This window comes from Vibrio sp. D420a (assembly GCF_030248625.1).
Lineage (GTDB): Bacteria > Pseudomonadota > Gammaproteobacteria > Enterobacterales > Vibrionaceae > Vibrio > Vibrio fortis_A.
Genome location: NZ_JAHGAN010000004.1, coordinates 27,055 through 42,000, shown reverse-complemented (window position 1 = coordinate 42,000; position 14,946 = coordinate 27,055). Strand labels below are relative to the sequence as shown.

Sequence of the window (14,946 nt, the reverse complement as noted above, 5' to 3'; positions counted from 1 at the left end):
GTATTAATCTTCTAGGTTCTTTAGGTCAATGCGATTGGATTTATCCATCACAGACGCTTTTGCTCTGATCTTCGCTTCTAGCTGATCGACAAGGTCATTGTTGTCAAAACGCTCTTTTTGACGCTTACCGTCTTCGTAGAACGCACTCTTACGAGCACTACCCGCAAGGCCTAAATGCGATACTTCTGCTTCACCAGGGCCGTTTACCACACAACCGATGATCGATACATCCATTGGTGTAATCACGTCTTCTAAACGCTCTTCTAATGCATTAACCGTATTAATAACATCAAACTCTTGGCGAGAGCAGCTTGGGCAAGCGATAAAGTTGATACCGCGCGAGCGAATACGCAAAGACTTAAGAATATCAAAGCCAACTTTGATCTCTTCAACAGGATCTGCAGCTAGAGAGATACGCAGCGTATCACCGATACCTTCTGATAGAAGCATACCTAAGCCAACAGATGACTTCACCGCACCCGCACGAGCACCGCCCGCTTCTGTAATACCTAAGTGTAGAGGTTGATCGATCTTCTGTGCTAATAGACGGTATGAACCTACCGCTAGGAATACGTCTGATGCTTTAACACTGACCTTAAACTGATCAAAGTTAAGACGATCAAGAATGTCCACATGGCGCATTGCAGATTCAACGAGCGCTTCTGCTGTTGGCTCTGTGTACTTCTCTTGAATGTCTTTTTCTAGAGAACCACCGTTAACACCAATACGAATCGGGATATTTTTATCGCGAGCGCAGTCAACCACAGAGCGAATACGGCTCTCATTACCGATATTACCTGGGTTGATACGTAAACAGTCAACGCCGTACTCTGCTACTTTGAGAGCGATACGGTAGTCGAAATGGATGTCTGCGACCAAAGGTACAGATACTTGCTGTTTGATCTGCTTGAACGCTTCTGCTGCATCCATCGTTGGAACAGAGACACGTACAATGTCAGCACCGACATTTTCTAGCGATTTAATTTGAGCAACAGTCGCCGCAACGTCTGTTGTTCGAGTATTAGTCATGGATTGCACAGCAATTGGTGCACCATCACCGATCGGCACGTCGCCCACATAAATGCGGGTCGACTTGCGACGAATAATAGGAGATTCGTGTTGCATATTAACTCTAAGGTAAGGTTATTCTAGCTACTTTGCCTGAAGTATACCCAGAAAGGTCGACAGGTTCACTCGCAAATGTCATTGAGACGGCTTCTGGAGCACCAATAACCACTTTATACGGAGTTTCACCTGATAAATTGAGTGATTGACCTGCTTTTTTAATGCCCGTCGACAGCGTTCTGCCTGTCGCGTCTTTCACTTGAATCCAGCAATCAGAGCTAAATTGCATTACTAACTCATTAGATACAGGTTCTGGTATTACGACTTCTGGTTCAGCGACTTCTGTCTCTACAGCAGCCACTACAGGTTCCGCAGGTACTTCAGCCTCGGGAGCAACGTCAGCTTCCATCGTTTCTGTTGCAACACTGGCGTCTGCCATCACTTCGCTGTCAACAACTTGAGGCGCTTCAACTACCGGTGTTTCAGCTTCAATCAGATCGAGAGAGGTAGTGAGTTGGTCGTCACTGAGATCATCGACCACCACTTCTTCTGCAGTCTCTTCAGCTACAAATGATTGAGAAAGCGTATCTTGCTGCTGATTCTGCCACCACCAAAGTGAAGAGATACCAGCAATAACCGCGAAGATACTCCAAGTTAGCAGCATAATACGGCTGTTGTGCTTCTCCGTTTTGGTTTTGCGCGAGAAGCTCATCATCTCTTGTTCTTGATGCTGAACATCACCAGCGTGATCTAAAGCCTCTAGAACCACTTTCTCATCCAAATTGACGTATTTGGCGTACGAACGTACGTAACCACGCATAAAGGTGGCGACTTGGTCTGAATCAAATTGGTTGTCTTCAATCTGCTGAATCAAGCTAACGCGCAGCTTTAAGCGAGAAGAGACTTGCTGTTGGGTTAAACCTAACGACTCACGTCGATTTTTAAGGATCGTACCAGCTTCCAATACAGGAGCTGCCGCTTGTGGAGTTTGTGTATCTTGTTCTGTGTTCATAAAGTTGAACTTCTAAATATTATCGTCGGTTGTCGAGAGCCATTTTTTATTGTCGTTTACGCTCAATCTTACAACCCACTCTTTGTGGAATTTGTCCTGCGACTCGCACCAAAAACCTTTTGAAAACGAAAACCACGCACTGCTATGCAAAAGGGTTTTCTCAGGCAGCTATCTGTTCAATGCCAACCTAGTAAATAGACATATTGATGGTTCGAGTAGCAAGTAAGCACTTAAACTGAGTTTAAGCTGATTTAATCATAAGCTAATGCCATGACAAGGCAAAAACACTTTCGACAAAATTTACCGTTAGCTCATGGTTTTGTACAAAATTTAACGAAAAATGTAAAAAATCGTGGCGTAATAAACAGGAAAACAGTGATAAACGGTCAAAAACAAACAAGCCAGAAGTAAACTTCTGGCTTGTTATTAAAACGGAGAGCGGATTAAAGCGCTTTTACTGGAATAGTTTCCGCAGCGGCTTTTTGCTTAGTTCGTTTGGTACGGTCGATAACATCACCTACCAACTGACCACATGCAGCATCGATATCGTCACCACGGGTCTTACGTACTGTCACTGTGTAGTCGTATTCCATCAGTGTTTTCTGGAAACGGTCAATACGAGAGTTGCTTGGTTTCTTGTAAGGTGAACCTGGATATGGGTTGAATGGAATCAGGTTAATCTTACATGGCGTATCTTTCATTAGCTCAGCAAGTTCACGCGCGTGGTCCATATCGTCATTTACATGATCAAGCAGCACGTACTCAACAGTAACTTTACCGCGGTTTGCGTTTGAAGATGCAATGTAACGACGAACCGATGCTAGGAAGTCTTCAATATCCCAACGATCATTGATTGGCATGATTTCGCTACGTAGCTTGTCATTTGGAGCGTGTAGTGAGATTGCTAGTGCAACATCAATGTTACCCGTCATTTGGTCAAGACCTGATACAACACCAGAAGTCGATACGGTTACACGACGCTTAGACAGAGCGAAGCCAAGATCATCCAACATGATTTCTAATGATGGCATTAGGTTTTTCATGTTAAGTAGAGGTTCACCCATACCCATCATTACCACGTTCGTAATTGGGCGGCGACCTGTCTCTTTCTCAAGACCGATCTCACGAGAGGCACGCCAGATTTGGCCAACAATCTCAGATACTTTTAGGTTACGGTTGAAGCCTTGTTGTGCAGTAGAACAGAACTTACACTCAAGGGCACAACCCACTTGTGATGATACACACAGCGTCGCACGGTCACCATCCGGGATGTATACCGTTTCAACGTCTTGGTCGCCAACACGCATTGCCCATTTGATTGTACCGTCAGAAGAGTGTTGAGCTTCAGAAACAACAGGTGCAACAATCTCACAGCGACGTTGAAGTTTCTCACGCAACTTTTTGTTGATGTTGTTCATGTTTTCGAAGTCATCGACACCGAAGTGGTACATCCACTTCATTACTTGATCTGCTCGAAAAGCTTTCTCATTCAATTCTTCTGTGAAAAATTTACGAAGACCTTTACGATCAAAATCGAGTAGATTGACTTTAGCTGTGGTCATGGTGCCTCTCAATGACGGAACAATAATTAAGGGCGCGAATTGTACAGCCTTTACGCATCTTCAACAAGGGTTGTAAAACCCTGTGTTTACTAAGACATTCAAAGTTAAGTGATTAAAATTCACACAACCCTCTTTGATTACTTACAATTCTAGAAATAAGAGCGAGATTCCCGACTACACTCCTTCGTCACTATCGGGAATGACGGTAGAACTAACCGCTCTCCTTCTCGTCATTCCAGAATCGAGGGACGAGATGTCTGGAATCTCCAACAACAAACAGAGATTCCCGACTACGCTCCTTCGTCGCTATCGGGAATGACGTTACGACTAGCCGCTCTTTTCGTTGTCATTCCAGAATCGAGGAACGAGATGTCTGAAATCTCCAACTACGTAAAATCCACATACAAAAAAGGCCTCACCGTAGTGAAGCCTTGAGAATCGTTAACCCATTACTTATTCAGCAGGACGTGGGCAAATTTCAGATTCAGGGAAGAAGAACTCAATCTCGCGCGCTGCCGACTCTGGGCTGTCGCTGCCGTGTACTGAGTTGTAACGCATGCTGATTGCGTAGTCTGCACGGATAGTACCGCACGCCGCTTCTTCTGGGTTTGTTTTACCCATTAGTTCGCGGTAACGACAAATTGCATCTTCGCCTTCTAGTACCTGAACCATGATAGGACCAGACGTCATAAACTCTTTAAGAGCTGGGAAGAATTCTTTGCCTTCGTGTTCCGCGTAAAAACTGCTCGCTTGCTCTTCTGTTAAGTGCACCATTTTAGCTGCAACGATTTGTAGGCCCGCTTTTTCAATGCGGTGGTAGATTTCGCCGATCAAGTTACGTTTAACAGCATCTGGCTTAACAATTGAGAACGTTCTTTCTAGAGCCATAGGGGTTCCTTCACTTCATTTTTGTTGTTATTTAAAACGACACCTGCCCTCATTGATTGAGTTTAGGTAACAATCAGGCAGCCGATAGCTGCCTGATTTTATAATTATTTTGCTTGCTCGATAAGTAGACGAGCCAGAGTGCGAACACCCATGCCTGTCGCGCCTGCTGCCCATTTATCACTTGGTGACTTACGGTATGTACCCGCGCAGTCCATGTGTAGCCAGCCTTTCTTGTAGTCATTAACAAAGTAAGACAAGAATGCCGCTGCAGTACTTGCACCCGGAGTGTAATCGCCAGTGCTGATGTTAGATAGATCAGCAAAGTTTGATGGCAGCATGCCGCGGTGGAAGTCAGCCAATGGAAGTGGCCATAGACCTTCTTTCTCTTGATTTGCTGCAGTTAGCGCTTGGTGAGAAAGCTCATCGTCAAAGCTCATTAGTGCGTGGTAATCGTTACCTAGAGCATTCTTCGCCGCTCCAGTCAGTGTTGCACAGTCGATGATAAGCTCTGGATTTTGCTCACTTGCGTACATCAGACCATCAGCGAGTACCAAACGACCTTCAGCGTCGGTGTTCATGATTTCTACCGTGGTGCCATTTTTGTAGGTGATAATATCGCCAAGCTTAAGAGCACGACCCGAGATCATGTTCTCTGCACAACATAGGATAAGCTTAATACGCTTATTCAAGCCACGCTCGATTGCTAGACCTAGACCGCCAGTAATTGTTGCTGCGCCGCCCATGTCTGCTTTCATCGCAGTCATAAATTGACCAGGTTTGATGCTGTAGCCGCCTGAATCGAAAGTGATACCCTTACCTACTAGACACGCAAATACTGGCGCGTTTTCATCACCCGTTGGGTTGAAGTCTAATTGTAGCATTGCTGACGTGCGCTCAGAACCGCGACCAACAGCGTAGATGCCTTCCCAACCTTCAGTAAGTAGGTCTTTGTCTTTAACGATCTTCGCTTTTACTGTGCCTTCAGGCGCGATAGATTTGATGTATTCAGCAGCCATCGTTGCCAGCTGACGCGGTGCAACTTCTTCTGCTGTTTTATTGATGATGTCACGAGTCCAGTCTGTCGCGCGAATACGAGCTTCTAGCTCAGCTTGGTCCGCTTCTGGTAGCTCGCCCCACTCTAGCGTGGTTTGCTTTTTAGGACCGCGATAACCTTGGTGGAAAGCCCAAACGCTCTCCAGATCCCAACCTTCGCCTTGCAGTGAAATGAACGAAATACCTTGTCCGTCAAGTTTACGACCAGCACGTTGAACTGCGCCTAGATCGTGGCCTCCTGCTAGGTGGATTGTCGCACCTGCTTCTGAAAATGAAAGGATAGCCTTGTCTCCCCACTGAGGCTGGGCAGGCTCTTGACTTAAAAATACTGACATCTGTGTAGACATGATTTCTCCTTGTCTTTGAACCACGTTACCTTAGTGATTCAGATTATTTTTTATTAGCGAACTGATGTTAGCATTATGTAGGAGTAAAATGTCATTTTGATAAAAAAACGGACCATAAGGTCCGCTTTTTTTAGTAAGAATTGTTAACTTGGCTGTGTTTTCAGAGAGCTTATCTCTATCACCAAGTTAAAAATGAGCGCAGGACGTTAGTCCATCTCATCCATCCAGCATAGAATGATGGCCTCAAGAATCTTCTCATTCGAGTGATTTGGTTCATCATCGAAGTCTTCAAGATCTAATATCCATTGGTGCAGATCGGTAAAACGTACTGTTTTTGGATCCGTATCAGGGTATAAGTCGCATAGTTCAATCGCGATATCTCGCGAGTCAATCCACTTTAAGCTCATATCATTTCCTTATTAGTTAAAGGCACTCATGCGCCTCTAATACACTATTATTCTAAGCCAGTTTTACTAAAATCTTCGCCATTCGGCTTGAGTTTTAGTGATCTTCAGAAGCTAGGTTTAGCGTGTATTTTGGAATCTCAACAACGAGATCTTCGTCCGCAACTTTTGCCTGACAACCTAGACGAGATTCCATCTCTAGACCCCATGCTTTATCTAGCATGTCATCTTCAAGATCGTCGCTCTCTTCTAGTGAATCGAAACCTTCACGAATTACAACGTGACACGTTGTACATGCACACGACTTTTCACATGCATGCTCAATACCAATGCCTGCCTTTAGTGCAACATCAAGTACCGTCTCGCCAGTTTCTGCTTCTAGCACTGCGCCTTCTGGACATAGATCTTCGTGAGGTAAAACAATAATCTTTGGCATGTTTATCTATTCTCTAACTATTAAATATTATCGACTGACTGACCTGACAGTGCAGCACGAATTGATTTATCCATACGACGAGAAGCAAAATCTTGGCTCGCTTTGTCTGTATTCTTAATCTCTAGCTCAATGGCATCAACGTCATCACCGTTACGCTTTTCGATCAAAGACTCAATCGCTTGTAGTAGCTGTTGTTTCTCTTGTTCGTTAAGCAGCTCGTCGCCATCAGCCTGCATTGCTGCAATTAGACCTTCAATCACACGATCCGCTTCTACACGCTGCTCAGCTAGTGCACGAGCTTGCATGTCTTCTTTTGCGTATGTCATTGAGTCTTTGAGCATGTTAGCCACTTCATCATCGCTTAGACCGTATGATGGCTTAACTTGGATTTCCGCTTGAACGCCCGTGCTCTTTTCCATTGCTGTCACAGACAAAAGACCGTCTGCATCCACTTGGTAAGTTACGCGAATATGCGCTGCACCCGCAGCCATAGGCGGAATACCTTTAAGAGCAAAACGAGCTAATGAACGACAGTCATCAACCATCTCTCGTTCACCTTGAACAGTATGAACCGTCATTGCCGTTTGACCATCTTTAAAGGTCGTAAACTCTTGCGCACGAGCAACAGGAATAGTGGTGTTACGAGGAATGATCTTCTCTACTAGACCACCCATGGTTTCGATACCCAGTGAAAGTGGGATTACGTCTAATAGCAGCATTTCAGCATCTGGCTTGTTGCCCGCTAGGATATCCGCTTGAATTGAAGCACCAATCGCAACCACTTCATCAGGGTTAATGCTCGTCAGCGGTGTGCGACCAAAGAAGCCACCGACCATTTCACGAACAAACAAAGTACGAGTTGAACCACCTACCATAACAACTTCAAGCACTTCATCGGCGTCTACATCAGCATCTTTCAATGCACGACGACAAGACATCAGAGTTTTCTTAACCAGTGGCTTGATGATGTCGTTAAACTCATCACGAGTCAGGGTTCCATTCCAACCAAGTACTTCTACGTCAACTTGCTCTTCTACAGAAAGGCGGATTTTTGCATCCGTCGCAGCATCTAGCAGAACACGGCTTTGTTCAGCAGTCAGCTCAGTCAAACCGGCTTGCTGTTGGAAGTGCTCAGCAACTAAATGGTCAAAATCGTCACCACCTAGCGCAGAGTCACCACCAGTTGCCAATACTTCAAATACGCCTTTTGATAGACGCAGGATAGAGATATCAAACGTACCACCACCCAAATCGTATACCGCAATCACGCCTTCTTGACCTGAATCTAGACCATAAGCAATCGCAGCAGCCGTCGGCTCATTCAAAAGGCGAAGAACATGAAGACCAGCCAGTTGCGCCGCGTCTTTTGTACCAGCACGCTGCGCATCGTCGAAGTATGCTGGAACAGTAATGACCGCACCTGCAAGCTCACCGCCTAGCGTAGACTCGGCACGTTGACCCAGAGTACGCAAGATATCAGCCGATACTTGAATTGGGTTCTTAGTGCCTTGTTCAGTACGAATAACTGGTAAGCCATTATCGCTCTCTTCAAATTGATAAGGCAGTGATGGGTAACGCTGCTGAATATCAGCCAATGAACGACCAATAAGACGTTTCACTGAAATGATGGTGTTCTGTGGATCAGTCTGTGCACAATCACGAGCCTCTTGGCCAGTAGTGTGAGAATCAGCTTGATAGTGAACCACAGAAGGCAAAATTGAGCGGCCTTGAGCATCCGCTAAAGTCGTCGCTTCACCACTGCGAACCGAGGCAACAAGAGAGTTGGTGGTACCTAGGTCGATACCCACAGCCAGCTTATGCTCATGCGGTGCTGAGCTTTGTCCTGGTTCTGCAATTTGAAGTAATGCCATGAGGATTCCTTTTATCTAGTCGCTAGTCGAGCAGGTGATCTTCGACTTGTTCTATTTCTTTCTTGAGTTTTGCGATGAATTTCAGTTTACGAACACTGTCGGCGGCTTCTTCCCATGCGGCTTGATCCAGCTGTTGCTCGATCTGCGCAAGGAGTTGTTTGTACATTTTGCCGACTTTAGTATCGAAGTCGAACAGCTCGTCAGCACCATCTGGGCTTGCTGCGATATGCTCTAATTCTTCACGCAGTTCCATCTGCTCCATAAGGAACATTGGATCTTGCATGGTTTGCTGTTCACCACGAATATCAACGCCATTCTGCACTAATAGGTGCTCTGCGCGACTAATTGGGTTCTTAAGTACCTGATAAGCGTCATTGATTTGAGAAGCTTTTTGCACCGCTAGCAAGCGATCACGCTCGGAGGCAGTAGCAAAGTTGTCAGGGTGAAATTGACGCTGCAGATCTCTAAACTGAGAAGCAAGAAGGCTACCATCCAGTTGAAACTGAAGTGGTAGCCCAAATAATTCGAAATGATTCATGTAAAGGTGGTCCTAATTTTAGGCCCTGATGCAGAGCCTAATTGTACGTTGCTTACAATCGATGCGCTTACAATAGATGCTTAGCCATTGAAGCACTTATACATTAAAGCTCTCACCACAACCACACTCGCCTTTCGCATTTGGGTTGTTGAACTCAAAACCTTCGTTTAGGCCTTCTTTTACATAATCAAGCTCAGTGCCATCTAGGTAAACCAAGCTCTTAGGATCAATGATGACCTTAACACCTGAGTGCTCAAATACTTGGTCTTCTTCATTAAGTTCGTCAACGAACTCAAGTACATATGCCATACCTGAACAGCCAGTGGTTTTTACGCCCAAACGTAACCCGATACCTTTACCTCGGTTATCTAGGAATGCTTGAACTCGGCTTGCCGCCGTCTCTGTCATGGTGATGGCCATACTACAACCTTGTTTTAATAATTTGAGAACTCAGTGGGAGTGCAAAACGCACTCCCTAATATTACTATTTTTTTACAACGATTCGCTACGGGGTACAATTAACGCTTCTTTTTGTAATCCGCAACGGCTGCTTTAATTGCATCTTCAGCAAGAATCGAACAGTGAACTTTCACTGGTGGAAGCTCTAGCTCTTCTGCAATTTCAGAGTTTTTGATTGCAGCTGCTTCATCGATGCTCTTACCTTTAACCCACTCAGTAACTAGTGAGCTAGACGCGATTGCACTACCACAACCGTATGTCTTAAATTTTGCATCTTCGATAATACCTTCTGGTGTTACCTTGATTTGCAGTTTCATTACGTCACCACATGCTGGTGCGCCAACCATGCCGCTACCTACATTTGGATCTTCTTTATCAAACGAACCTACGTTACGTGGGTTTTCGTAGTGATCAATTACTTTTTCGCTATATGCCATGATAGTTACCTCGAATCCTCTATATCCGTGAGATTAGTGATGTGCCCACTCAACAGTGTCCAGATCAATCCCTTCTTTATACATATCCCATAGAGGAGACATGTCGCGTAATTTGTTTACTGCTACACGAATCTGTGCGATTGCGTAGTCAACTTCTTCTTCCGTTGTAAAACGGCCGAATGAGAAACGTACTGAGCTGTGTGCCAGTTCATCGTTCAGACCAAGAGCACGTAGAACGTAAGATGGCTCTAAGCTTGCAGATGTACATGCAGAACCTGATGATACTGCTAGGTCTTTTAGAGACATAAGCAGAGACTCACCTTCAACAAAAGCAAAGCTCACGTTTAGGTTGTGCGGAACACGCTGGTCTAGGTCACCGTTTACCGTTACGGCTTCAAGGTCTTGAACACCTTTCAGTAGACGCTCACGTAGCGCTAGTGCGTGGTCATAATCTTTCTGCATATCTTGTTTAGCGATAGCACACGCTTCACCCATACCAACGATTTGGTGTGTCGCTAGTGTACCAGAGCGGAAACCACGCTCATGACCACCACCGTGCATTTGAGCTTCAAGACGAATACGAGGCTTACGGCGAACGTAAAGTGCGCCGATACCTTTAGGACCGTACATTTTGTGAGCTGAAAGTGAGATTAGGTCAACTTTAGTCTCTTGTACGTCTAGTGGAATTTTACCCGCAGACTGAGCCGCATCAACGTGGAAGATGATCTTGCGTGAACGACATAGTTCGCCGATTGCATTGATATCTTGGATAACGCCGATTTCGTTGTTTACGTGCATGATAGAAACAAGCACTGTATCTTCACGCATTGCAGCTTGTAGCTTGTCTAGATCGATGATGCCGTTTGATTCTGGCTCTAGGTAAGTTACCTCGTAGCCTTCACGCTCAAGTTGGCGACATGGATCAAGAACCGCTTTGTGTTCTGTTTTGCACGTGATTACGTGCTTACCTTTCTTCTCGTAAAAGTGCGCAGCACCTTTAATAGCAAGGTTGTCAGATTCTGTTGCACCAGACGTGAATACGATTTCACGTGGATCTGCATTCAGGAGATCGGCAATTTGCTCACGAGCATTATCTACTGACTCTTCTGCTTGCCAGCCGTAACGGTGTGAACGAGATGCTGGGTTACCGAAGTTACCGTCCATCGTCATACACTGAACCATTTTTTCAGCAACACGAGAATCAACTGGGCAAGTAGCTGAATAGTCAAAGTAAATAGGCAGTTTCATTTTCTACTCCAATGTAAAAACTGACCGCTAAGAGCGGGCATTAACACCGTGAGGTGCTGCACTAATCGTTGTAGTGCTCGTATTTTTATGTGCAAAACCATTATTAACCGCAAGATCGATATCTTGACGATCAGAAATTTCTAAAACTTCGTTGTCTTTCATTAGCTCACCGAGCGTAATGTCGTTTAAGAAGCTGCTGATGCGGGAGCTTAGATCACGCCACAGTGTGTGCGTAAGGCAACGTGTGCCACCTTGGCAATCACCACGACCGTGACACTTAGTAGCATCAACCGATTCATCAACGGCGGCGATCACTGTTCCGACAGCAATGTCACCAGCTTCTGCGCCCAAGCGGTAACCACCACCAGGACCGCGCACACTTGCCACCAGGCCAGCTTTGCGCAACTTAGAAAAAAGTTGTTCTAAGTAAGATAACGAAATACCTTGACGTTCAGAGATGTCAGCCAAAGGTACAGGGCTTTTTTGCGAATGCAGTGCTACATCTAGCATAGCTGTGACCGCATATCTTCCTTTAGATGTAAGTTTCATATCACACCGTATCCACATTGTTTATGTGGTTGGAATCTTCCCATACCTGACTAAATTGGTCAAGTATTTAGTTGACTATTTTAGTCAGGTATTCACCCTTACGGAATTTGTGGGTACTTATTCGCCCTTTTGAGACTTCTCAACCGAGGTCAAAATACCACGAAGGGTATTAATTTCTTGGATTTCAGGGCGTGCACGGCTAAACAGACGACGAAGTTTATTCATCACCTGACCTGGTTTGTCCTTAGAGATGAATTGGGTATCAGTAATCACTTTTTCAAGGTGCTCGTAGAACATTTCGAGCTCTTCGTGACGTGGGTATTCATCTTCAGCTTGTGGAGGGTACTGGCTAGCCTCTTGATTTAGGTGCGCAACACGAACTTCATAACTCAATGTCTGTACCGCCATCGCTAGGTTTAATGAGCTGTACTCTGGGTTCGCTGGAATGCAAACGTGGTAGTGACACTTTTGTAGCTCTTCATTTGTTAAACCGGTACGTTCACGGCCAAAGATAAGCGCTACTGGATGCTTTTGTCCTTCGATAGCGAACTTCTCACCACACTCACGTGGCTCTAGCATCGGCCACTCTAGCGTGCGAGAACGAGCACTAGAGCCTACAACTAGACCACAATCTTTTACCGCTTCTTCTAACGTCGATACGATGACCGCGTTCTCTGCGATGTCACCAGCACCTGCTGCCAAAGCCATTGTTTGCTCATCTACTTCACACTGAGGATCCACCAATACTAATTGGCTTAAACCCATTACTTTCATCGCACGAGCGGCAGAGCCGATATTACCCGAGTGAGAAGTACCAACGAGAACGACTTTTACATTGTCTAACATGCTATATGACACCACTTTAAAAATAATCGCGAGATATTAACACATCACAAAGTAAAATGGTCAGACCCTAACAGGAATGTGATTTCAAGAGTTCAAAAAATAACCACTTCCCTTTTACAAAAACTTTGGTATACTCGCCGCCGCTTTAAATCGTTCTTTAACATCTTGTGGGAATTTCCATATGCATCCAATGCTAAACATTGCTATTCGCGCTGCGCGTAAAGCAGGCAATCACATTGCTAAATCTCTAGAAACAACTGATAAGATCGAAACATCTTTGAAAGGCAACAACGACTACGTTGTAAATATTGCTAAAGAAGCTGAATACATGATTATTGAAACAATCAAAGCTTCTTACCCAGAGCACAGCATTGTTTCTGAAGAGAACGGTCTTACTGAAGGTAAAGACTCTGATGTTCAATGGATCGTTGACCCACTAGATGGCACGAACAACTTCGTTAAAGGCTTCCCACACTTCGCAGTATCTATCGCAGTTCGCATGAACGGCCGTACTGAAGTAGCGTGTGTTTACGACCCAATGCTAAACGAGCTATTCACAGCTCAACGTGGCGCTGGCGCTCAACTAAACAACGCTCGTATGCGTGTAACTCAGCTGAAAGACCTACAAGGTTCTATCCTAGCTGCAGGTTTCCCATTCAAAGCTAAGCAACACTCTGAATCTTTCATGAAGATCATCTCTGGTCTATTCGTTGATTGTTCTGACTTCCGTCGTACTGGTTCTCCAGCACTAGACCTATGTTACCTAGCAGCTGGCCGTGTTGACGGTTACCTAGAGCTAGACCTAAAACCATGGGATATGGCTGCAGGTGATCTAATCGCACGTGAAGCAGGCGCAATCCTGACTGATTTCGCTGGCGGTACTGACTACATGAAGTCTGGTAACGTTGTTGCTTCAAGCGCACGCGGTGTTAAAGCAATTCTTAAGCACGTTCGTGAGAACGCAAACGAAGGTATGCTGAAGTAATTCAGTCCTTACTTACGTAGCTAGCCTCTATAAAATAGAGTGCCAGAAAATTCAAAGCCTCGCACATGTGGGGCTTTTTTGTATCCGTTAATCAGAGATGCGAGATGCGAGATGCGAGATGCGAGATGCGAGATGCGAGATGCGAGATGCGAGTATGATGGCGCTTGGTAATATTTAATACAACTGTCTTCGAACGTACTTTGCCTTTATCTTACCCACAAAATGCAGGCATAAAAAAACCGCTAGTTGCCTAGCGGTTTTTTTTGGTTTGTAAATGTCATTCAGCATAGCGCCTATGGCATTTCGTCAAACTCTTCACCTTCTTTTTCCACTTGAGGTGGCATTAGGTGTTCACGAGTTATACCCAACTTCATTGCTAGTGCCGAAGCAACATAGATAGAAGAGTAAGTACCTACTGTGATACCCAGTAGAAGTGCTGTAGCGAAACCGTGAATCATCGCGCCGCCCTGTACAAATAGAGCGATAACTACGAACAAGGTTGTACCAGAAGTGATCAATGTACGGCTCAGTGTTTGAGTGATTGAGCTGTTCAGTACTTCAGGCGCTTCGCCTTTACGCATCTTACGGAAGTTTTCACGGATACGGTCGAATACAACAATGGTATCGTTGAGTGAGTAACCGACAACCGTTAGCAAGGCCGCTACGATGGTCAAATCCACTTCGATTTGCATCAAAGAGAAAACACCCAGCGTGATGATAACGTCGTGCGCCAATGCGAGTACCGCACCTGCAGCCAAACGCCATTCAAATCGTACCGATACGTAGATCAAGATACAGATAAGAGAAACAAGGATAGCTAAGCCACCCGCTTCTGTTAGCTCATCACCAACGTTTGGACCAACGAACTCAATACGGCGCATTTCAACTTGCTCACCTGTACCTTGTTCGATAGCTGATAGAATCTGGTTGCCTAGCGTTTCGCCCGCCACACCTTCACGTGGACGTAGACGAACCATAACATCACGAGCAGAACCGAAGTTCTGAACGGTCGCATCACCAAAGCCTTTTGCCTCTAGTGCCGAACGGATGTTTTCAAGGTTCGCTGGTTGCTCAAAACCAACTTCAATCAGGGTACCGCCAGTAAAATCTAGACCCCAGTTCAACGACTTGGTTGATAGAGTAAAGATGGCTGTACCAATCATTAAGATAGAAAGAACAAAAGCTACCTTTGACCAACGCATAAAGTCGATCAATTTGTCTGCTTTTAGAATCTGAAACATATTAA

General features: G+C 45.2%; 16 protein-coding genes. 1 reads left to right on the top strand and 15 read right to left on the bottom strand.

Annotated features, from left to right (window positions below):
- Window positions 1–3: 3 nt before the first annotated feature.
- The 14 genes from ispG to trmJ form a co-directional block, all read right to left on the bottom strand.
- Entirely contained in the window at window positions 4–1,125 is a 1,122-nt protein-coding gene (gene ispG, locus KI743_RS05205) for a flavodoxin-dependent (E)-4-hydroxy-3-methylbut-2-enyl-diphosphate synthase (protein WP_032551317.1), read from the bottom strand.
- Between the two features lie 7 nt (window positions 1,126–1,132).
- On the bottom strand, window positions 1,133–2,077 hold the full coding sequence (gene rodZ / locus KI743_RS05200; RefSeq protein ID WP_285465457.1) for a cytoskeleton protein RodZ: 945 nt from the start codon (window positions 2,075–2,077) through the stop codon (window positions 1,133–1,135).
- A 443-nt stretch (window positions 2,078–2,520) separates the two neighbouring features.
- Window positions 2,521–3,639, bottom strand: a complete 1,119-nt coding sequence (locus tag KI743_RS05195; RefSeq protein ID WP_032551314.1) for a bifunctional tRNA (adenosine(37)-C2)-methyltransferase TrmG/ribosomal RNA large subunit methyltransferase RlmN — start codon at window positions 3,637–3,639, stop codon at window positions 2,521–2,523.
- Between the two features lie 453 nt (window positions 3,640–4,092).
- Window positions 4,093–4,527 (bottom strand): nucleoside-diphosphate kinase, encoded by a 435-nt coding sequence (gene ndk, locus KI743_RS05190; RefSeq protein WP_285465456.1) that lies wholly within the window; start codon window positions 4,525–4,527, stop codon window positions 4,093–4,095.
- 104 nt (window positions 4,528–4,631) lie between these two features.
- Window positions 4,632–5,927, bottom strand: coding sequence for an aminopeptidase PepB (gene pepB / locus KI743_RS05185; protein ID WP_285465455.1), 1,296 nt, complete (start codon window positions 5,925–5,927; stop codon window positions 4,632–4,634).
- A gap of 206 nt (window positions 5,928–6,133) precedes the next feature.
- Complete coding sequence (iscX, locus tag KI743_RS05180) at window positions 6,134–6,334, bottom strand: Fe-S cluster assembly protein IscX (protein ID WP_032551310.1); 201 nt, start codon at window positions 6,332–6,334, stop codon at window positions 6,134–6,136.
- Window positions 6,335–6,428: 94 nt separating this feature from the next.
- Entirely contained in the window at window positions 6,429–6,767 is a 339-nt protein-coding gene (fdx, locus tag KI743_RS05175) for an ISC system 2Fe-2S type ferredoxin (RefSeq protein ID WP_032551309.1), read from the bottom strand.
- Between the two features lie 20 nt (window positions 6,768–6,787).
- Window positions 6,788–8,638, bottom strand: a complete 1,851-nt coding sequence (hscA, locus tag KI743_RS05170) for a Fe-S protein assembly chaperone HscA (protein WP_285465454.1) — start codon at window positions 8,636–8,638, stop codon at window positions 6,788–6,790.
- A gap of 22 nt (window positions 8,639–8,660) precedes the next feature.
- Window positions 8,661–9,176: a co-chaperone HscB gene (gene hscB / locus KI743_RS05165; protein ID WP_285465453.1), complete on the bottom strand. Its 516-nt coding sequence runs from the start codon at window positions 9,174–9,176 to the stop codon at window positions 8,661–8,663.
- Between the two features lie 96 nt (window positions 9,177–9,272).
- The gene (gene iscA, locus KI743_RS05160; RefSeq protein WP_032551305.1) at window positions 9,273–9,596 is read right to left on the bottom strand and encodes an iron-sulfur cluster assembly protein IscA; all 324 of its coding nucleotides are present in this window, start codon (window positions 9,594–9,596) and stop codon (window positions 9,273–9,275) included.
- Window positions 9,597–9,694: 98 nt separating this feature from the next.
- Window positions 9,695–10,072 carry a Fe-S cluster assembly scaffold IscU gene (gene iscU, locus KI743_RS05155; RefSeq protein ID WP_032551304.1) on the bottom strand — a complete coding sequence of 126 codons (378 nt, stop codon included), beginning with the start codon at window positions 10,070–10,072 and terminating at the stop codon, window positions 9,695–9,697.
- Between the two features lie 33 nt (window positions 10,073–10,105).
- Complete coding sequence (locus KI743_RS05150; RefSeq protein ID WP_032551302.1) at window positions 10,106–11,320, bottom strand: IscS subfamily cysteine desulfurase; 1,215 nt, start codon at window positions 11,318–11,320, stop codon at window positions 10,106–10,108.
- Between the two features lie 27 nt (window positions 11,321–11,347).
- On the bottom strand, window positions 11,348–11,869 hold the full coding sequence (gene iscR / locus KI743_RS05145; RefSeq protein ID WP_084181864.1) for a Fe-S cluster assembly transcriptional regulator IscR: 522 nt from the start codon (window positions 11,867–11,869) through the stop codon (window positions 11,348–11,350).
- A gap of 117 nt (window positions 11,870–11,986) precedes the next feature.
- Window positions 11,987–12,715 carry a tRNA (cytosine(32)/uridine(32)-2'-O)-methyltransferase TrmJ gene (trmJ, locus tag KI743_RS05140; RefSeq protein WP_032551299.1) on the bottom strand — a complete coding sequence of 243 codons (729 nt, stop codon included), beginning with the start codon at window positions 12,713–12,715 and terminating at the stop codon, window positions 11,987–11,989.
- Between the two features lie 181 nt (window positions 12,716–12,896).
- Between trmJ and suhB the strand changes: the two genes are divergently transcribed.
- Window positions 12,897–13,700 carry an inositol-1-monophosphatase gene (gene suhB, locus KI743_RS05135; protein ID WP_032551298.1) on the top strand — a complete coding sequence of 268 codons (804 nt, stop codon included), beginning with the start codon at window positions 12,897–12,899 and terminating at the stop codon, window positions 13,698–13,700.
- A 293-nt stretch (window positions 13,701–13,993) separates the two neighbouring features.
- Here suhB and secF read toward each other — a convergent pair whose 3' ends face one another.
- On the bottom strand, window positions 13,994–14,941 hold the full coding sequence (gene secF, locus KI743_RS05130; protein ID WP_032551294.1) for a protein translocase subunit SecF: 948 nt from the start codon (window positions 14,939–14,941) through the stop codon (window positions 13,994–13,996).
- Window positions 14,942–14,946 lie beyond the last annotated feature (5 nt).